The organism is Parabacteroides sp. PFB2-10 (assembly GCF_029893085.1).
Classification (GTDB): domain Bacteria; phylum Bacteroidota; class Bacteroidia; order Bacteroidales; family Tannerellaceae; genus QVMG01.
Genome location: NZ_JARXWI010000012.1, coordinates 45665 through 64567, shown reverse-complemented (window position 1 = coordinate 64567; position 18903 = coordinate 45665). Strand labels below are relative to the sequence as shown.

Annotated in this window: 17 protein-coding genes; 10 read left to right on the top strand and 7 right to left on the bottom strand. The window is 40.1% G+C overall.

The genetic code is table 11. From position 1 onward, the window contains the following. The first annotated feature begins 4 nt into the window (after window positions 1-4). Both M2137_RS11185 and M2137_RS11180 read left to right on the top strand, forming a co-directional pair. Window positions 5-223 carry a hypothetical protein gene (locus M2137_RS11185; RefSeq protein WP_280766524.1) on the top strand — a complete coding sequence of 73 codons (219 nt, stop codon included), beginning with the start codon at window positions 5-7 and terminating at the stop codon, window positions 221-223. 27 nt (window positions 224-250) lie between these two features. Then, entirely contained in the window at window positions 251-1240 is a 990-nt protein-coding gene (locus M2137_RS11180; protein WP_321738821.1) for a BF3164 family lipoprotein, read from the top strand. A 70-nt stretch (window positions 1241-1310) separates the two neighbouring features. On the opposite strand, the gene M2137_RS11175 is transcribed toward M2137_RS11180, so the two are convergent. Then, a complete protein-coding gene (locus M2137_RS11175) occupies window positions 1311-2159 on the bottom strand; it encodes a S1-like domain-containing RNA-binding protein (RefSeq protein ID WP_280766523.1) in 849 nt (282 codons plus the stop codon). Between the two features lie 186 nt (window positions 2160-2345). Between M2137_RS11175 and M2137_RS11170 the strand changes: the two genes are divergently transcribed. The 7 genes from M2137_RS11170 to M2137_RS11140 are packed head-to-tail and all read left to right on the top strand — an operon-like array spanning window position 2346 to window position 10207. Then, complete coding sequence (locus M2137_RS11170) at window positions 2346-3152, top strand: polysaccharide biosynthesis/export family protein (RefSeq protein WP_280766522.1); 807 nt, start codon at window positions 2346-2348, stop codon at window positions 3150-3152. 5 nt (window positions 3153-3157) lie between these two features. Then, complete coding sequence (locus tag M2137_RS11165; protein ID WP_280766521.1) at window positions 3158-4762, top strand: tyrosine protein kinase; 1605 nt, start codon at window positions 3158-3160, stop codon at window positions 4760-4762. Window positions 4763-4819: 57 nt separating this feature from the next. Further along, entirely contained in the window at window positions 4820-5656 is an 837-nt protein-coding gene (locus M2137_RS11160; RefSeq protein ID WP_280766520.1) for a glycerophosphodiester phosphodiesterase family protein, read from the top strand. Further along, complete coding sequence (locus tag M2137_RS11155; RefSeq protein WP_280766519.1) at window positions 5653-7068, top strand: lipopolysaccharide biosynthesis protein; 1416 nt, start codon at window positions 5653-5655, stop codon at window positions 7066-7068. The genes M2137_RS11160 and M2137_RS11155 overlap by 4 nt, the downstream gene beginning before the upstream one ends. Window positions 7069-7120: 52 nt before the next feature. Then, window positions 7121-7846, top strand: a complete 726-nt coding sequence (locus M2137_RS11150; RefSeq protein ID WP_280766518.1) for a LicD family protein — start codon at window positions 7121-7123, stop codon at window positions 7844-7846. Between the two features lie 4 nt (window positions 7847-7850). Beyond that, window positions 7851-9026, top strand: coding sequence for a UDP-N-acetylglucosamine 2-epimerase (non-hydrolyzing) (gene wecB / locus M2137_RS11145; RefSeq protein WP_280766517.1), 1176 nt, complete (start codon window positions 7851-7853; stop codon window positions 9024-9026). A 2-nt stretch (window positions 9027-9028) separates the two neighbouring features. Further along, entirely contained in the window at window positions 9029-10207 is a 1179-nt protein-coding gene (locus M2137_RS11140) for a hypothetical protein (RefSeq protein ID WP_280766516.1), read from the top strand. Window positions 10208-10226: 19 nt separating this feature from the next. Here M2137_RS11140 and M2137_RS11135 read toward each other — a convergent pair whose 3' ends face one another. Genes M2137_RS11135 through M2137_RS11115 form a run of 5 tightly spaced genes read right to left on the bottom strand, consistent with a single transcriptional unit; the run spans window position 10227 to window position 16037 of the window. Then, window positions 10227-11465 carry a glycosyltransferase family 4 protein gene (locus tag M2137_RS11135; protein ID WP_280766515.1) on the bottom strand — a complete coding sequence of 413 codons (1239 nt, stop codon included), beginning with the start codon at window positions 11463-11465 and terminating at the stop codon, window positions 10227-10229. After that, window positions 11452-12549, bottom strand: coding sequence for a glycosyltransferase family 4 protein (locus M2137_RS11130; RefSeq protein WP_280766514.1), 1098 nt, complete (start codon window positions 12547-12549; stop codon window positions 11452-11454). Before M2137_RS11130 ends, M2137_RS11135 begins: the two co-directional genes overlap by 14 nt. Next, entirely contained in the window at window positions 12546-13628 is a 1083-nt protein-coding gene (locus M2137_RS11125) for a radical SAM protein (protein WP_280766513.1), read from the bottom strand. The genes M2137_RS11130 and M2137_RS11125 overlap by 4 nt, the downstream gene beginning before the upstream one ends. Next, on the bottom strand, window positions 13615-14811 hold the full coding sequence (locus M2137_RS11120) for a glycosyltransferase (RefSeq protein WP_280766512.1): 1197 nt from the start codon (window positions 14809-14811) through the stop codon (window positions 13615-13617). Before M2137_RS11120 ends, M2137_RS11125 begins: the two co-directional genes overlap by 14 nt. After that, complete coding sequence (locus M2137_RS11115) at window positions 14808-16037, bottom strand: O-antigen ligase domain-containing protein (RefSeq protein WP_280766511.1); 1230 nt, start codon at window positions 16035-16037, stop codon at window positions 14808-14810. Before M2137_RS11115 ends, M2137_RS11120 begins: the two co-directional genes overlap by 4 nt. Window positions 16038-16523: 486 nt before the next feature. Between M2137_RS11115 and M2137_RS11110 the strand changes: the two genes are divergently transcribed. After that, on the top strand, window positions 16524-17837 hold the full coding sequence (locus M2137_RS11110; RefSeq protein WP_280766510.1) for a UDP-glucose/GDP-mannose dehydrogenase family protein: 1314 nt from the start codon (window positions 16524-16526) through the stop codon (window positions 17835-17837). Window positions 17838-17839: 2 nt separating this feature from the next. Here M2137_RS11110 and M2137_RS11105 read toward each other — a convergent pair whose 3' ends face one another. After that, window positions 17840-18901, bottom strand: coding sequence for a substrate-binding domain-containing protein (locus M2137_RS11105; protein ID WP_280766509.1), 1062 nt, complete (start codon window positions 18899-18901; stop codon window positions 17840-17842). Window positions 18902-18903: the final 2 nt, after the last annotated feature.

The window sequence follows — 18903 nt, the reverse complement described above, 5'->3', positions numbered from 1 at the left end:
CTGTATGATGGCATACTTGCGACATGTCGGGTTGAATTGGTTTATATATACTGATATTAAAGCAACGGCCTATAAAGAGGGGGCTGACCCAAAAGTAGCGGACACTTGTGAATATCAGATATGGGAAGATCAACAACAAATGCTGAATAATTACTATCAATTGATTATTGAAAAAACAAATAAAAGCTTGGATAATTCATTTTTTTTAATACGTTTGTTGTAAAAGTATTTATATTTTAAAATAACAGTCATGAAATTTTCTCATTTTATACTAATAGTAAACTGCTGTTTAGTTACTGCATGCAGTTCCTTAGATCCTCATTTTCCCAAAGAGGAAACTCTGATTCCTGGTTTAATGCCATTGTATGGGATGACCAGTCCTATTAGGGTAGAAGTGAAACATCCTTTTTTAATCCTTCAAAATATGAAACAGAGAGATAGTTTGTTCCATATTTATGATCTTACCCATTATAAATTGAGAAGTGCCTTTGGTACTATTGGAGAAGGACCAGAAGAATTTGTGTTACCGTGGTTAGTACAAACTAAATTTTCGGATTTTCTTATAGCGGATAAACATAAATTTCATCGATTTGGTATCGATGAAAAAGGGCAAGCTATATTTAAAGAAACGAAAGAACCCCAATATATAAATGCTGTACATGAAGCAGCCTTTCTAAATGACTCTCTGTTTGTAGTGGACGCTCAGTACACAGGCCCTAATCTGTATCTATTGAATTACCAAGATGAATTACCTAAAAAAACATGGAAATACAGGAACGCAGATATGATAGATTATATCGCAGATCCTGATATGGGCAATGTCGTTACCAATGATAGCCGTATCATTTTCTGTTACGGATATAAAAAACAGATCGACTTTATGGATACTGAGTTTAATCTAATTAAGAGAGTGAGTTTTAAGTTTGATAATCCAACCATCGTCAATTCTGAAAACCAGGGAGATGTCAAGGAATCTTATGTGTATAGTTATTTAGGCAAGCGCTATTTATATGCACTGTTTTTTGGTACGTCATGGAACGAAAACAGAGCAAACTCTACTTGTGGAACTTTTCTTGAAGTATTTGATTTGGATGGAAATCCGGTAATCAGGTATTATTTAGAAGGAAGACGTCCGGTTTATTTTGCAGTAGATGAAGAAACTTTCACGCTCTATGGATCAGGAGAAGATGGCGACCCAGAAGATAATTTATTGGTTTATAAACTAAAAGGGCTATCATAAACTATGTATCGTATATTTTATTTCCTTATTGATAATAGGATTATCCTGTCATCTGCTGGTATAGCCCGAATTATTCGACCAGTTTGATGCCCTTCTCTTCTATGGTAATCAGCTTTTTTTTGTAGAGGGCGCCGATGGCTTGTTTGAAGGCTTTTTTGCTGCATTGGAAGAGGGCGTAGATTTGTTCCGGGTCGCTTTTGTCGTGTAGTGGGATGAAGCCGCCCTGGATCTTTAAAGTCTCCAGTATGGTGTCGGCAATGCCACCCACTTTTTGATAACCCAGAGGAGTCAGGCTGACATCGATCTTCTCGTCTTCCCGTACCTCTTTTATATATCCGGTGAGGCGGTCGCCTTTGGCAATCTGTTGGAATACCTCGTTGTGATACACCATGCCCGTGTGGAGGTTGTTGATGATGACGCGATAACCAAGGTCGGTCTGGTCGACTACTAATAGATCGACCGTTTGGTTGTATTCATAAATAGGAGGAACATTATCAAGGAACTTTTCGATCCGGGCAGATGCCATGATACGCCCGGTGATGTTATCGACCCGGACATAGACCGGATACCACCTGCCCTCGGTCATCGAAGTTTTTTGTTCTTTGAAGGGGACAAGCAATTCTTTCATCAGTCCCCAATCTAAGAAAGCACCTATTTGGTTGACAGACTTCACCTGCATGAAGGCAAATTCGCCGACAATCGCTTTGGGACGAAGCGTGGTGGCAATCAGGCGTCCTTCGTTGTCGTGATAAATAAAGACTTCTACCTCGTCGCCCGGCTTGACGTTTTTCGGCACATATCGCGCCGGCAATAGGATTTCCAACTCGTCACCACCATCCAGATAAACACCGAAATCAAGATCTTTCACGATCGTAAGTGTGTTATACTTACCCAGTTCGTATTTTATGTTTTTTCCCATGCCACAAACTTACGGATTTAATCAGGATAAAAGAGTGAGAATATATGAAATTTGCAACAGGATGCAGCAATATTTTAACATTTGCATCGTTATATCTGTAACATGTCGAAACGGGCGACAATCGTCCTGTTCGATTCAACGAAATTGGCTATATTTGCAACTTTTATTTGAAAAATAAATAAACCTATGAGACTGAAAGTAGTATCTCTCTCTTTTCTGATTTTAGTATTGGCCTCCTGCGGCACCCCGAAAGATGTTGCCTATCTGCAGGGAATTGATGACTTGACAGTGGAGCAGTTGAAAAGTATGTCGCAAGCATATGAGACAAAAATAGTGCCGGATGATCTGTTGACGATTGCTGTCACGTCATGGGATCCGAATGCAGCCACACCGTTTAACCCGCCCGCCTATGCTTACTCTGCGCCAATAGAGGGTGAAACCACTATACAGTCAACGCAAAACCTATATACCTATCTTGTAGATAAAGAGGGATATATTGATTTTCCTGTATTGGGGAAAGTGAAGGCGGAAGGCTACACACGTCAGCAGTTGGGTGAATACCTGAAAGAAAAGATTTCTGATCATATAGAAAAACCGTTGGTGAAAGTGCAGATCGTCAACTTTCATATCACTATTTTGGGTGAAGTGAACCGTCCGGGAACCATTACTCCGCGTTCTGACCGTTTGTCTATTCTGGATGCTTTAGGCTCGGTGGGCGACCTGACAATCAACGCAGACCGAAAGAATATCTTAGTCATGCGGGAGGAAAATGGTGAATTGGTATCTGCTCGTTTGGATCTGACCCGCAGCGATATGCTGGCATCTCCTTACTTCTACCTGAAGCAGAATGACTTCATCTATGTAGAACCCAATGACGCCAAGAAGAAAAACGCCCGTTACAGCCAGGCGCAGCAATACAGCATCACAGTCTTCTCCTCCATCTTGAGCGCTATCTCTGTGATTACAACGGTTATTTTAGCAATTTCAAAATAAAAATTATGGAGACAAAAGATAAAGAGACATTAGGCTTAAAAAGCATTATTGTTGGATATATTAGGAAGTGGAGGGTGTTTTTAGGAGCTTTTGTTATATCCCTACTTATAGCTATACTCTATTTGGTGTTGATACCCAGAACCTTTGAAATAATGAGCCGTATTCAGGTGCAGGAAACAGATGGTAGTGGTGGGAGCTTTGGCTTGGGCGAAGCCGCCGGCTTGATGAAGTCATTCGGTATTGGTGGCGGTGGCGGTGCCGGAAGTGTCAATATTGAAGATGAAATGGCTATTCTGACCTCTACTCAATTGCTGAAGCAAACCATCTATGCGTTGGGGATGAATGTGGAATATTTTAAACCGAAAGCATATAGTTATAAAATGTATGACGATTCTCCCTTGCTCTTGACTGCTGACTCGTTGACTTTTGAAAAATTATATGATGAGATCCGATTGACGGTTGAAATTGGAGAGGATGGAAAAGGCAGCGTTAAAGTTAGCTCCCGGGAAGATGGTAAACAATATAATTTCACCTTCACCTCATTACCGGTCGAACTCAAATTGAATCAGGGGGCATTTGTTTTATCTTATCGGGATATGCCTCTGCAAGCGGCCTATAAAATGAAGATAATAGTAAAGCCGGCGAGCTGGGTGGCAGAAGAAATAGTTGATAGGATGTTAGTAGAAGATTTAAGCAAGTCTTCCAACACGCTAGAATTGACTTATCCTGATTATAAAAGGCCACGTGGTATTGATTTTCTGAATACATTGATTCGCTTTTACAATGAGCAGGATGAGCTATTAAAACGACAAGAGTCGGAAAAGTCGTTGGCTTTTGTGAATGATCGTATGTTGAATGTATCGGAAGAGCTGAAGAAAACAGAATTAGAAATAGAAAAGTTCAAGACTTTACATAATATGACAGATATAGAATATGACGTACAATTCTATATTTCTCAAATGCAGGACATTCAGATTAAGTTGATCGAACTTCAGACAGAGATACAAGTCATTCATATGCTGGATGACTATGTGAAAGATCCGGCAAACAGGTATAATCTTGTTCCTATGTTGCTTTCTGCTAAAGATGGAGAGAGTGGAGGTGCTATTGCCGCTTATAACGAGAAGTTATTGGAACGTTCACAACTGTTGAAATCTGCCAAACTTGAAAACCCATTGATTGGCCAGCTTACAGGTCAGGTTGATCAGTTGCGTGAGAGCGTAAAAGCCACCATCGCCAACGCGCGTTCAGGTCTGAATTTTGTTATTGATGATTTGCATAATAAAGAGACGTTGATCTATGAGAAGATGGGAGAGGTGCCTTCGTTAGAAAGAGAGTATATTGAGTATAAACGCCAACAGGAAATTTATCAGGGTGTTTATTTGTTGCTCCTTCAGAAACGCGAAGATATTGCTTTGGCTCAAGGAGAGCTAAAACCGCGTTCCCGCGTTATTGATACTGCTTTTGTAAAGAAGAAGTCGATAGCTCCCCGCAAACTATATGCTGCTATTTTTATATTTCTTTTCACCCTGCTGGTACCTGTTTTATACCTGGCAATGAAAAATGTGATGGTTGATTTGATAAAAGAATTGAAAAAAGATACAGTTTAGATGTAGGATATTGAGCTTTCTTATTTATCTTCGTTGTGAACGATTTGTTATACTGCCATGGGAAAGCGCCTGTTTGTATTGTTGTTATTGCTTTTCTGCGCTTGCGAGAAAACGTCTCAACCTGTAGAAGAGGTTGGCCTGAGATCAGGAGAACAGTCTCCTGAAGTTAGCCATGTGAAAATAATAGCCCATCGCGGCGTTCATGGGGATACTCCGGAGAACAGCTTAAAAAGTATTGAAAAAGCATTTGCAATCGGGTTGGATGTGGTAGAATTCGATGTTCAATTGTCAAAAGACGGTGAGATCATGATTTTTCATGATGAGAAGTTAGAGCGTATGACGGGTAAAGCGGGAACAGTGGAGGATTATACGAAAGAAGAATTACAAACGTTTCATCTGAAAAAATCAAATGGGCAATTTGCCCAGGAGGTGATACCAACGCTTAAGGAGGTTTTTGACATGCTTGGCAATAAAATAAACTATTATATAGAAATAAAGTTTCCATCGGAAGAAATAGAAGAAAAATTGTTGAGTATGGTGAAAGCATATGATTTGGAATCAAAGGTCTCTGTACTTTCATTTTCTAATGGCTGTCTGAAAAGAATATCAGATAAGAACAAGAGTATTCCGTGCCGCCTGCTTTTATATACGGAAAAAGAACCCCCTGTATCCAGTTTGCATCTTCCTGATTATTCTCATCTAAAAAGTGTTGTCATCAATAAGGGGATGGTCAATTATCCTATTTTGTTGAACCTGAAAAGATGGATTGACACTATTGAGGTATATACGTTGGATACAGTAGATGAAGTTCCTGTTTACGGATATTCCTATATACAGTCTGTCATAACTGATGATCCGGAATACTGGCTCAAGTATAAAAAGAAGAATAAATGAGTCTTATCTCTGATTTTATAAAATCTTCCGGACTGTATTTTCTTGGAAGTGTGTTGTCAAAACTGATAATGTTCTTCCTGTTACCCGTATACACTTCCTATATTCCTACCTCTGAATTAGGTTATTATGATGTGTCAAATACTTACCTGAACCTGGTCGTTACTTTTCTTTTTATTGATATCTATGTAGGGATTATGCGATTTATCTTTGACGAAAAAGACAAATCAACCATTGGGTCGCCTATATTTAATGGTTTTATTATTTTCTCAGGCTCTTTATTGCTTTACTCCCTTGTCGCTTTTACGCTGTGGGTCTTGTTCGATATCCGTTATATAGGTTATATCTATCTGTATGGGGTTTGTATGGTGTTCAATAACCTGTTTGGATACCTTGCCAGGGCATTGGGTTTTAGCAGATTGTTTGCCTTGTCCGGTGTTATTGCCACCTTGGTGACGTCTTGTCTGAATATAGTAGGTTTGGTGTTTTTGAAATGGGGCATAGAGGCTTTGTATCTTTCGTCCATTATCGGATTGTCTGTGCAAATTCTGATGTTGGAAGTCAAACTGGGTATTGTTCGCCAGTTATCATTCCGGTATTATAATAAAGAGGTCTTGAACCGTTTATTCCGATTCTCTCTACCGCTGTCTTTAAATTCATTAGCCTATTGGTCGCTAACCGGCTATACCAATGTAGCCATCTCTCATGTGTTGGGGTTAGAAGCCAATGGTATATACCTGATCGCTGTTAAGTTTGGATTAGTGATCAACTTATTATCTACCTGTTTCAACCTGGCTTGGCAAGAGGTAGCATTTAAAAAAGGAAATGAAAATAAAGAGGCATTGAGTCTGTTTTATACAAAGGCAGTCAATCTGTTGATTCTTTTTTTTGGAGTAGGCGCTTCTGCTTTGATTGCTTTTTCTTTTTTGATATTTCCTTATATGGTAAAGGGTGACTATGTGATGGCACTCGATATCATTCCTCTTTATATTGTTGTGGCGGTTATTGCAGTTGTAAGTGGTTTTCTCGGACAGATTTACGCAGCCATTAAAGCAACGAGGATAATTATGTATTCTACCTTGATAGCCTGTTTGTTTAATCTTATTTTAGTACCTTTGTTCATTTCTTTTTGGGGATTGCAAGGGGCAACGATCGGGATGTTGGTTAGCTATCTGGTGAATGTCTTTATGCGGATTTTTATTATTCGAAACAAGGTTCGTATTTCTGTTCATATAAAGACAATGTTGATCGTATGTGTGTCGCTGGCATTCTCTTTTGTTGTTTTTTATACGAAGAGTTTATACTTTAATATATTCTTTTTGTTGTTGATATGTCTGTTTGGTCTGTATCTGTTTAGAGAGTATATAGTGCGTATAGTGCAGTTGCTATTTGTAAAGAATAATGGAGGAAAGTGATTTTTTACATATAAACGCGGAGGGAACCTCTTTGCGGAGACATCAGTTGAAGATGTTAGATATACTGGTCTATGTTGATGCTGTTTGCCGTAAGCATAATATCGATTATTGGCTTTCCGGTGGTACATTGTTGGGGGCTGTCCGTCACAAAGGTTTTATACCGTGGGATGATGATCTGGATATTGTATTGATGAAAAAAGATTTGAAACGTTTGCATCAGATCTTGTTAAAGGAGTCGACCTATTACCAGTTGCAGGCGAACGATACGGACTACACCTATGTGGCGCCTTATGAAAAATTGCGTATTCCAAATACAAGGATTAAGGAAAATAATGATAATGATAGGTATTATAGCTATAAAGGAATCTATATCGATCTGTTTTTCTGGGAACCGGCATCACGCTTATTCCATCTTGTTTCCAATAAAATGCAATTGCTGGCTATACGCATGGTGAAGATAAATCCTTCCAGGCTTTGGAAAAAGGGGCTGTTGCGGGCTTATTTCTTGTGTTTGAGTAGGTTTCTTTATCCCTGTTTGAGTTTCTTCTCTTATCTGTTTGCCCGAAAGAATGTGAGTTATCCATTGGGTTCTTTTTTTTCTACCCAATTTGAAAAGGAATGGATATATCCATTGGTTGAATTGGAGTTTGAAGGGAAAAAGTTTTTTGTGCCCCGTGATTACGATGCTGTATTGAAAGCGCAGTATGGTGATTATTGGCAATTGCCTGATTTTAGTAAAATAGAATTTCATACCTGTTCTGTTGAATTTGATGAATAATAATATGAAGAAGATAATGCTGGTCTTTGGCACCCGTCCGGAGGCGATAAAAATGTGTCCTTTGGTTAGAAAGCTAAAGTTGTACCCGGAAGAATTTCAGACAATCGTATGTGTGACGGCTCAACACCGGGAAATGTTAGATCAGGTATTGCTCCTGTTTGACGTGAAACCTGATTATGATTTGAATATCATGAAGCAGGGACAGGATCTTTATGATATAACCACACGTGTATTGAGTGGCTTGCGGGATGTGTTGAAAGAGGTGCAACCAGATATGGTTCTTGTGCATGGTGATACCACCACCTCTATGGTGGCGGCTTTAGCGGCTTTCTATCAACAAATACCGGTTGGACATGTGGAAGCAGGATTGAGAACGCATAATATATATAGCCCATGGCCGGAAGAGATGAACCGGCAGATCACAACACGCATCGCTACCAGCCATTTTGCTCCCACTTTATTAAGTAAGGAGAATTTATTAAAAGAAAATGTATCTCCGGAAAACATTTATGTGGTTGGTAATACGGTTATTGATGCATTACATATTGCCCTGAATCAAATTAAAAAAGAAGAGCAGTTTGAAACACAAATTCATTCGACTTTAGCCTCTTTCGGCATATCTCAGTCTTTATTGTCACAATGGGAAAAGGAGGAGAGGAGGTTGATCCTAATCACAGGACACCGTCGTGAAAACTTTGGCGAGGGATTCAGGCAAATATGTAAGGCGATAAAGCGGCTGGCGCAATCCTATCCCGATGTGGACTTTGTTTATCCGATGCACCTGAACCCCAATGTCCGAAAACCATTACAGGAGGTCTTTGGGGAGAATCCGACAGATCATCCGAATGTGTATCTTATCGAACCGGTAGATTACTTGCCTTTTGTCTATTTAATGGATCATGCTTATATCGTATTGACTGATAGTGGTGGTATTCAGGAAGAAGCGCCCGGATTAGGAAAGCCGGTATTGGTTATGCGCGATACAACAGAGCGTCCGGAAGCAGTGACTGCCGGTACTGTTAAGTTGGTAGGAACGGACTACGAAAAGATTGTTTCTAATGTAGAGCTTCTACTTATTGATAAAGCTGCTTATCAGCAAATGGGACAGGCTGTCAATCCTTATGGAGATGGTAAAAGTTCGGAAAGGATTGCAGGTATTTTGAAGGCGAAAAGAAATTAATTATGAAAAAAAATGTATTGGTTATTTTGCGGAATTACCCTTTAGGTATGAATGCCGGCGACAAAATCAGAACGCTAAATATGTGCATGTCGCTAAGTTCTATGGGATATAATGTTTTTCTTTTAGGGTTTTATACCCGAAATGCTCATCGAATAAGAGAAGAGAAACGTTCATTGCCGAAAGATGTAAAAGCATTGTTTTTCCCAACAATACCTAATCGTTTTAAATTATTAAAATTATCAGAATTCTTACGAGCACTTGTGACTTATTTTGTATGCAAGATCTATTCAATAGATATTATTCAGGCCGAAATGTCTATCTCTGCTACTTCTGCACGTTTTGTTTCTCGTTTACCTTTGATAACAGATTTTCATGCGGATGCGGTTCCTGAGTTCGAAATGATGGGATATCCCCAATCGATAATTGAGTATACCAAAAAGGAAAATGTTTATTCCTTGACACATTCAAAGAAGATTATTACTGTTTCAGATAATTTGTATCGAAATCTGATGGAATATGTACGGACTTCTGCTGAAAACTTTGTTTTGCCGACTAATATCAATATCGATAACTTCCGAAAGATAACGCCTGATACACGTAGTCAAATGCGGAAAAAGTATAATCTTGAAGATCGGATAGTACTTTGTTATTCGGGAGGATTGCATAAGTGGCAATGTGTAGAAGAGACCATCTCTTTGGTTGTTCGATTATGGAAGATGAATCCGAACTATTTTTTCTGCCTTTATAGCAATGATGATATTACGCCTTATGAGGATTTATTGATGCAGATCAATGGTCACTACTTGATAAAAGGGGTTCCAAACAAAGAAATTGCCTCTTATTTGTCAATGATAGATGTTGGTTTTGTTCTCAGAGCAAATGACTTAGTGAATATAAACTCTTCCCCTACCAAAACATCGGAGTATTTAGCAGCGGGCGCAATGGTTGTAGCTACTCAATATGCCGGAGACAGCCCCAAACAGATACAAGAGAGTGGGTGTGGACTTGTCCTTAATGATCTTAATCCTTCAGATGAACAACTGGTGGATATAGATGCTTATATACAAAAATATTATACTTCTTATAAAGAAAATTCAGAAAAAGCAAAAAGCTATGTGACTCAAAATCGCCTATGGACCTATAATGAATCTCTTCTAAAACACATTTATCAAGAATTGTAAGCGATTTTTTGCGGTAATCCTAATTTAGGATAGAGTTGTATATATTGTTGATTTGTTCTATTTTTCTTTCCCATGAATAATTTTCTGCTTTCTTTCTGGCACCTAAAGCTAACAAATAACGTTCGTCTTCGTGGTAATAGTAATGGCGAATATAATGGGCTATGTCATTAGATATCTGTCTTTTTGTGTGTAAATCTATTTTTTTTCCACAAGTATCATCAACAACTTCACTAAATGATAGGTGATTGAATGCGATAACCGGGCAGTAGTTTGTTAAAGATTCAAACACAGTAGTTGTTGTTGCGTCAGAAAGGCTAAGTAAGAAAAAGAAATGGGAGTTGTAGTACAATTTTGGCATTTCCTGGTAAGGAACATATCCTTTATATTCGTAATTGATAGAATATTTTTCACATAGATTTATGGCCTTCTTTCTCTCATATCCGTCTCCTACAAGAATTAAATTGAAATTAATATCATTTTCTTTTTTTATAATGCGAAGTGCTTCTATTAGAAATAAAATGCCTTTTCTGGAATCAAAACCAGCACTCCAAAGTAATTGGATAGGCTTGTTCTCCATCCTTTTGGGAGGAGGAGGGGTTTGTGTGATGATCGCTCCTGTTTCGGGGATAATATAAGTTTTTTTTGCTCCCAGCTGGTTTTTTACTATTTTTTCGATATGCTTACTAATGCAAATACAAGCCACAGATTCATTTGCGGCATCTTTGATCCTTTTCGAATAGCGTAATTGATATATACAAGTTATTCGACGAATGATATTCTTAATGCCTTCTTTCCAGTTGTAAATAGATTGAAATCGTATGGGCTCATCTCCTAAAACACCTATTGGTCCCCAGAGAAAAGGTTTGTTGAGTTTCCATAAGTATCCTGGTTCACGAAATGTTATATTGGTAATATGATGGATGATATCAATCTCTTCTGTATTGATCAACTCCTTGACTAAATTGAAGACATTCTTTTGCCATTTATTATAGTCTTTGTAATATAGGAAAGGGAACAGGCGGTTTATCTTATTATATTTAATTTTTTGTTTTATTAAAAACAGTTTTATATTTCTTTTCTTTCCTTCCTCTGAGTTTACATAGTCTATAACCCCTTGGATATAATCATGTTCATTACATATGAGTATAACGTCATGAAACTCCGAAATTCTCTTAAAAAAGTTCCATCCGACTCCATGCTCAGAACCTTGTCCCGGTGCACAATGATTTGCTGTAATAAGAATTTTATATCGTTTCATATTCTTTGTAAACATCATGAGTTTGTACAGCAATATTATCCCAATCATAAAGGCTTAAGTCATATGCTTGTTCTGTTTCAGGACGGGCTAATAGTCCGGCCATTTTCTCTTTCATATCCTTTGTGCTATTGAGGGTGAAATAAGAGCTTTCCTCCAAACGCACAGCCAGGTTGGCGGGGATGTCGCTTGCCAATACTTTCCGTTTGTAACTCATTGCTTCCAATAGTGTGATAGGTAGCCCTTCGTGCGAGGAGGGGAGGACAAACAGGGCGGCATGGGCATATAATTCTGCCAGTTTTTCTCCTTTGACGATGCCGGTCAGGATCACATCATTCTCGTAGGCAAAATTTTTCAGATAGGTGGAATAGGATGATTCATAATCCGCATCACCGGCAATCACTAATTGATAGTTGGGGTTATTCAGTTTTATGTAAGCTTCGATCAGCCAGTCAAATCTTTTTTCTTCTACGAAACGACCGACGGCAAGGATGTATTGATTCGGCTTGATACCTAAATGCTGTAGAAAATCCGTAGAGGAAGGTTTGGGTAGCGTTGTGACACCATTGTAAATCAGATGCACTCCTTTTGTCCGTTTGTATTTCTTTTTCAACAGATCCGTGATAACCGTCGATATGGCAATGATCTGATGCGCCTGTTTGGCAGCAAAGTATTCGCCTAATTTCAGGATGCTTTTGGCAAAAAATCCCCATTTCTCCCGGTCGTAGTCAGGACCATGATGGGTTACCACCACCTTAAGACCTAACAAACGGGCAAAGGGAACGGTGATAGCCGGTCCGATTGCATGGATATGAACGATGTCCGCCTTGGAACGGTAGGCATACCAGACGGCATACATCGTATGCAAAGCTGCTTCCAGTCCGGTGATACGTGGTGCGTTGATATCTTTGAAATGAACACCTTTGTAATTAGTGTAAGGCGGATCCTCTTTGACAAAGTTTTTCCGACGAACCACGGTTACATGGCATTCTCCTCCGGCCAGCCGGGGGTATAACTCCTCACAATGGGTTTCGATGCCACCTTGTATGTTTGGAAACCCTCTTAATCCGGTGACTACAATATTCATTCTGTTGGTTTTCTTAAGTTACCTTGTTCCGGCGATTGCCCTACATCATACCATTTTCTATCCAAACACAATGGCTTGTTCAAGAGACTGTTCACTTTGTTGCGCATCACCCATGTTAAAGGGTGGCGGATATATTTCTTCATCACCGGCGAGGCCGTGCCGACCATCCAGCAATTTTTGGGACAGGTGCGTACCTGCTCCCTGACTTTATTCGCTTGTTCGCTTTGCCATATCTCATCAAAGGAGTTCGCCTGAAGGATATTTCCCATACTCTCTTTCCAGTAAGCTTCTTCTAACCCGTTGCAGGGATAGACCTCGCCATACGGATCGACAAAGAAATTGACCAGCCCCGCCTCGCAAGGCAGCATGCGGCGGTTGCCCTCAATGTAGTTGATCAAGCCGTTGTTGAAGAAGGCGCGGAACCAGGATTTGGGATGGCTCTCTTTCATCTGCATGGCGATGATCTTTTCAAAGTTTCCGATCACCTCCTCTTTGTTGGTGATGACATTGTCGTATTTGTGGAAGTAATAGGAATTATGAAAGGCCGCCGTGGCAAACTCCATCTTGAGGTTTTGCGCCAGGCGGTAGAGGTCGAGCATATCGGCTGAGTTGTTGTTGGACACCGTGATGCCGAAGCCAATATCTTTCACGCCCATTTCCTGCAATTTAAGTAGGGTGCGTAGTCCTTTGTCGAATCCTCCTTTGCGTCCCCTCAATTCGTCGTTGACGGTTGAAAGTCCTTCAATACTTACACGAATGCCAATGTTGGGGTACTTCTTAGCTAAAGCAATAATACGATCTTCATACCAACCAGAGGTAGATATAACAACGCGGGGCGCCTTCCGGAACATGACATCTACAATATCTTCCAGGTCTTCCCTGACGAAGGGCTCTCCTCCGGTGATATTGGCAAATTTCAGTTTCGGCAGTATCTCCAGGTCTTTCGCCTTTATTTCTTTTTCTTTCTCCGTCGGATTATTCCAGATATCACACATTTTGCATCGCATGGGACAGCGATAGGTGGTGATGATGCTGACGTCGGTAGGAGAGGGGGTATTATTTTTACTATTGGATTCCATAGATGTTACATAATTGTTCATAAAACATATTGGCAGAAAACTTTTCTCTGGCTTTATCGGCTATATCCTGAAAAGGATATGAATCATCAAAGGTTTGAAAACAGTCCGTTATCTTTTGTTTTAGCTCTTCGGTATCACCGGGAGTAAACAGGAAACCGCTCTTTCCTTCTTCAATTAATTCAGGTATGCCACCAATATTTGCACCCAAAACAGGGGTGCCGGCACAGAGTGATTCAATCACACTGAATGGATTATTTTCATAGCAAATAGAAGGAATAACGGTGAAACGTGCTTTACTGATAATCCTCATTACTTCATCAAGCGGTTGATGACCTAAAAAGTGAATGTTTTCTTTTACGTATTCCTTTTTAACCCGATATGACTCGTCGCCTCCTCCAATGAGATAAAGAGAGTAAGGTAATTCTTTTGCCGCTTTTAGTAGGGAATCGATTCCCTTTTCCGGAGACAACCTCCCTACATAACAATAGTAATCCTCTTTATGAGAAGAACAGGGAGGTAGATTTTCTGTTTGGATGAAATTATGTAAAACTTTTATCTTGCTTTTATGAAAACCGGCAAATTCCATTTTTGACTTTAAAAAATGGCTAGGACTGACAAAAGTCTCTGTCTGTTTTTCCAGTTTCCTCCTGTTCCAGATGATTGCTTCCAGATAAGCAACGACACTTGCTTTTAAGCTTTTCTTGAAACATTTGTGTTTAATCACATTTGTTTTGTCTGTAAAACAAAGTTCGCATGGCTTTCCATCTCGCAAACAATTATACGCCGGACAAATAAGCTTGAAGTCGTGTAAAGTCCAGATAACCTTTATCCCTTTGTCGGTTGCAAGTTTAACAATATAGGGAGATAAATAGGAGTGTATATTGTGTACATGTATGATGTCCGGCTCGAAGTCGTGTACTAATTGCAGAAATTTTCTTTTTACCTCGCGCGGAAAAAAGGGACGCGTCAAGGCTGAGAATATATTTTTGAAAGAGGGTGACGAAAGGTCTATCTCCGAAGGGAAATAACGTTCCCATTTAGATGGCAGGTTTTTAGGGTGACGAGAGCTAAAAATGGCTACTTCATGTCCATGTTTTTTTAATAGTTTCTCCAAAGAAAGAGTGGCGGTACAATCCCCCCCCCTATAATAGTAGAATTTATTTACAAGTAGTATTTTTTTCATGAGTTAGACGAATAAGCAGCATTGATTTTTTTATGTTTTATATCAGCAAAAATTAAGCCTAAAAGCATCATCATAAAAACTCCCCTGTTGTGAGTTATAGTCGCGTCTGTAGTGCTTTCTATCAAAAAGAATATAATGATTAGTAGGGCAATAATAGATTCTTTTTTATGACCTTCAAGAAATGCTTGTATTGCTTTTTTTAGGAGATGTATCCAAAAAGAAAAGAACAAAATTATACCTACAATACCAAATTGTGCCAATGCAGGATAATAGGTGTCTGCAATAAAGGATGGATCACTTTGCGTTAAACCATGCATTCCTTCCATTCCATATTTGGAGTATATTGGAGAATAATATTCTCCGGATGAATAAGTGGCATATGTTGCAAATCCTGGGCCAAAGGGGAAATAATCCATAATAATAGGTATGGAGAAGTAATATAAGGCAACGCGCGCATAAAGGTCAGCAGTTTCACGCTCATACCCAAAACCTCCCTGGATAAAATAGAAGTATATTTTATCTTTAGCAACAAAGAGAACCGCAGCAAGTCCGATCAGTAGGAAAAATGTGTTCTTTAGGTTTAGTTTCATTTGAAACGAGTCATTAACATATAATGTTATGAATGTGCAAGCAGCAAAGAAACCATAAAATTTAGAACGTCCGGAGAATAATCCGATTGAAAGGATCAAAAGAAAACAGAAAATATCACGTTTGGTGTAGTCACTACAATATAAGTAGAGTAGTGCAAGAATAGAAATGGCTGTAGCAAATCTGGAAGGATGCCCTAAAACAGCAACATAGATATTTGGGAATGCAATCCCGATAATACCGATACAAAATAGATAGATAGAGAATATAACAGCAAACTGTTGTATTATCTTCTTTTGTTTTTTGTCAAGCTGCGGCATCATGGAGTAAACACAGAAAAACCCCAGATAGGGTTTAATCTGAATGATAAAGTCCATGACAATGGCTGATTTTACATTATTGCCGACAATAAAAGAGTAAAAAAGATAAAAGAGGAATATGCCGAGAACCACCAGGAAGAATTTGTTGAATTCCCAGTCCTTTGTGTTGAAAACATGGTAGAAGTATAAGACTAAAAGCAATAAGGCACATATCTCATCCGTGAAGTTAAACCCTATGGTATCATAGAACATAACTCCGAAAATAAGGGTGAAAAGAAGTAGTAAGAAGAAATTTTTATTGACAAATTCCTGTATCATATCATTCGATTAATTCGATCTTTACGTCATACTCTATTTTTAACGTAAAAATTCCTGATTTATTACGTTTCTCAAAAGGTTTCTATAGTCTGAAAATGCCTGCAAACTTAGGCAAAAATATACGGTTTATAGGCAACTTTCGCAAAAAAAGAATATGCCATTTTGGCGGATACCTATTCCCTATGCAGCTCAAAAAATAGGCTTTACGGAGAAAAGCCGAAATAGCATTTTGATATTTCTGCAGGAGAATTTCGTCGAAATGGTAGGGGTATTTTGAAAAAGTCCCGGGAGAAACACTTTTTAACAAATTGGAATGTAAGTATAACTTGCCCATTTAGTTATAAAAAGAGGGGGTGTTGCTTACATTCGGTTTCTCGGTTTTGGGTGTTTTGGGCGACTGTCATTACGGCAGATTCTTTGTTGTTCTTAACACGGATGATTTTTTCGGTATAAATTCTTAACTTTGTGTGTTTTAAAAATCATAGAATGAAAATAGCAATTGTTGGTACCGGCTACGTCGGGTTGGTTACGGGCGCCTGTTTCTCGGAAATGGGCACGGAGGTGTTTTGTGTGGATATTGATCAACAGAAGATCGAAAACCTGAAAAGAGGTGTTATGCCGATTTATGAGCCGGGCTTGGAGGATGTGGTACGTCGTAATTCGGAAGCGGGGCGCCTTCATTTTACGACCCAGTTAAAAGAGGTAATCAATGAGGTGGATGTGTTGTTTAGTGCAGTCGGAACACCTCAGGATGAAGACGGGAGCGCGGATCTAAAATATGTATTGGATGTGGCTCGTTCGGTCGGGCAACAGATGGAACGTTATATACTGGTGGTGACAAAGAGTACGGTGCCGGTAGGTACAGCGCAGAAAATCAAGCAGATTATACTAGAAGAACAGGCTAAGCGCGGGGTGACTATCCCGTTCGATATCGCTTCCAATCCGGAATTCCTGAAAGAGGGAGCTGCCGTTAAGGACTTTATGACGCCCGATCGTGTTGTCGTGGGAGTAGAGTCGGAGAGGGCGGAGGAGCTGATGAGCCGCTTGTATCGCCCGTTTATGCTCAATAATTTCCGTGTTATTTTCATGGATGTGCCGACGGCTGAGATGACCAAGTATGCAGCGAATGCGATGTTGGCCACCCGCATCAGTTTTATGAATGATATAGCCAATTTGTGCGAACTGGTCGGAGCCGATATCAATATGGTGCGTAAAGGCATCGGTACGGACAACCGTATCGGACGGCATTTCCTGTATGCCGGATGTGGATACGGAGGTTCCTGTTTTCCGAAGGATGTGAAAGCGTTAATAAAAACAGCCGAAGATAATCATTATCCCATGCGCATTTTGCAGGCGGTAGAAGAGGTCAATGAAGACCAGAAGCATATCCTGTTCCGAAAGTTGCAGAAACACTTCTCGAACAACCTGGAAGGAAAGCGTATTGCCATCTGGGGATTGGCCTTTAAACCGGAAACGGATGATATTCGTGAGGCTCCGGCTATGACCTTAATCGACTGTCTGTTGAAGGAGAAATGCGAGGTGGTGGCTTACGATCCGATAGCCATGCCGGAGGTTAAGCGCAAGTTGGGCGATGCCATTCAGTATGCCAATGATATATATGGCGCAATAGACAATGCCGATGCCCTGTTGGTGGTGACCGAATGGAAAGAGTTTCGCCTGCCCTCCTGGTCGGTCATTAAGAAATCTATGCGTAGCCCGTTTGTGTTTGATGGGCGCAACCTGTATGATAAAAAGGAGTTGCAAGATTTTGGCTTCGTTTATCAGGGTATTGGAAGGTAGCTTTAGATGTAATTGTTGTAGTATTTGATATTCTCTTTTATCAGGACATCGATCGGCATATAATTGATTGGAGGCACCTGTTCCTGCAATACCAGGTGGCGGAATAGCGCTTTTAAGCTGTTAAATCCCTGCACTTCGGGGCGCTGGGCGATCAAATGGGTGATCAGACCATTCTCCAGATAGGTAACATTCTTTTCAATCACGTCGTAGCCGATCAGCTTGAAAAGGGAGTTCGATTTCCGTTTATTGAAATATTCTCCCAGTATATAGGCTCGGGAGCTGAAAATGATGCCGGAATGCAGATCCGGATTGGCTTCGAAAAATGCATCCAATACCCGAAAGTTTTCCTCCTGATTGTCGGCATGAAGCTGCACAGAATGTATTTTCCCGGAGTAATTATGCTCAGAGAGATAGGCGCGGAATCCCGTTTCCCGTATTTGTACCTGAGTCGCATTGGCTTCTCCTTTGCGGATAAACCGGAAAGTAGCTATGTCTTCGCCATCGGTTATCTGTTCTAACAACAGGCGGCCGGCAATATACCCCGAATCGTATGAGTTGGTTCCGTAATAGGCTATGCTGCGGGTGTTCTCTATATAGGCATCGACCAACACGTAAGGTATGTTTTTTTCATCCAGCGATGCGATGAGCTCCAGGACGCCCTGCTTGAACAGGGTAGCGATGACAACTCCTTGGCAATCGGCAGCCAATAACTCGTCTGTGAGCTTGTCGAAGTTGCTTTTGTCAAATTGGTTGAAATACAAAGAGGTGACATTGATGTTGTAGCTGAACAGCTCCTGCTCGGCTTTGTCGACACCCTGCATAAATAACTCCCAATACTCTCCGGGTTGATACGAAGGGATCAGGGTAAACAGGTGATACTGCTTCTTTAAAGCCAGCGAACGGGCTATCAGGTTAGGATGATAGTCGATCTCTTTTAAAACTGCTTCTACTTTTTGGCGGGCCTCTTCTGATACTTTGCCCCGGTTGTGAAGGATACGGTCAACTGTGCCGGTCGAGACACCGGACAGTGCCGCAATATCTTTTATACGATAGGTTTTACCCATGG

Bases quoted from the DNA above. Each gene is read 5' to 3' on its own strand.
- M2137_RS11110 (WP_280766510.1), top strand. From the start codon at position 16,524: ATGAAAATAGCAATTGTTGGTACCGGCTACGTCGGGTTGGTTACGGGC.
- M2137_RS11155 (WP_280766519.1), top strand. From the start codon at position 5,653: ATGAGTCTTATCTCTGATTTTATAAAATCTTCCGGACTGTATTTTCTT.
- M2137_RS11180 (WP_321738821.1), top strand. From the start codon at position 251: ATGAAATTTTCTCATTTTATACTAATAGTAAACTGCTGTTTAGTTACT.
- M2137_RS11140 (WP_280766516.1), top strand. From the start codon at position 9,029: ATGAAAAAAAATGTATTGGTTATTTTGCGGAATTACCCTTTAGGTATG.
- M2137_RS11130 (WP_280766514.1), bottom strand. From the start codon at position 12,549: ATGAATATTGTAGTCACCGGATTAAGAGGGTTTCCAAACATACAAGGT.
- M2137_RS11120 (WP_280766512.1), bottom strand. From the start codon at position 14,811: ATGAAAAAAATACTACTTGTAAATAAATTCTACTATTATAGGGGGGGG.
- wecB (WP_280766517.1), top strand. From the start codon at position 7,851: ATGAAGAAGATAATGCTGGTCTTTGGCACCCGTCCGGAGGCGATAAAA.
- M2137_RS11150 (WP_280766518.1), top strand. From the start codon at position 7,121: ATGTTAGATATACTGGTCTATGTTGATGCTGTTTGCCGTAAGCATAAT.
- M2137_RS11175 (WP_280766523.1), bottom strand. From the start codon at position 2,159: ATGGGAAAAAACATAAAATACGAACTGGGTAAGTATAACACACTTACG.
- M2137_RS11115 (WP_280766511.1), bottom strand. From the start codon at position 16,037: ATGATACAGGAATTTGTCAATAAAAATTTCTTCTTACTACTTCTTTTC.
- M2137_RS11135 (WP_280766515.1), bottom strand. From the start codon at position 11,465: ATGAAACGATATAAAATTCTTATTACAGCAAATCATTGTGCACCGGGA.
- M2137_RS11165 (WP_280766521.1), top strand. From the start codon at position 3,158: ATGGAGACAAAAGATAAAGAGACATTAGGCTTAAAAAGCATTATTGTT.
- M2137_RS11185 (WP_280766524.1), top strand. From the start codon at position 5: ATGATGGCATACTTGCGACATGTCGGGTTGAATTGGTTTATATATACT.
- M2137_RS11170 (WP_280766522.1), top strand. From the start codon at position 2,346: ATGAGACTGAAAGTAGTATCTCTCTCTTTTCTGATTTTAGTATTGGCC.
- M2137_RS11125 (WP_280766513.1), bottom strand. From the start codon at position 13,628: ATGGAATCCAATAGTAAAAATAATACCCCCTCTCCTACCGACGTCAGC.
- M2137_RS11160 (WP_280766520.1), top strand. From the start codon at position 4,820: ATGGGAAAGCGCCTGTTTGTATTGTTGTTATTGCTTTTCTGCGCTTGC.
- M2137_RS11105 (WP_280766509.1), bottom strand. From the start codon at position 18,901: ATGGGTAAAACCTATCGTATAAAAGATATTGCGGCACTGTCCGGTGTC.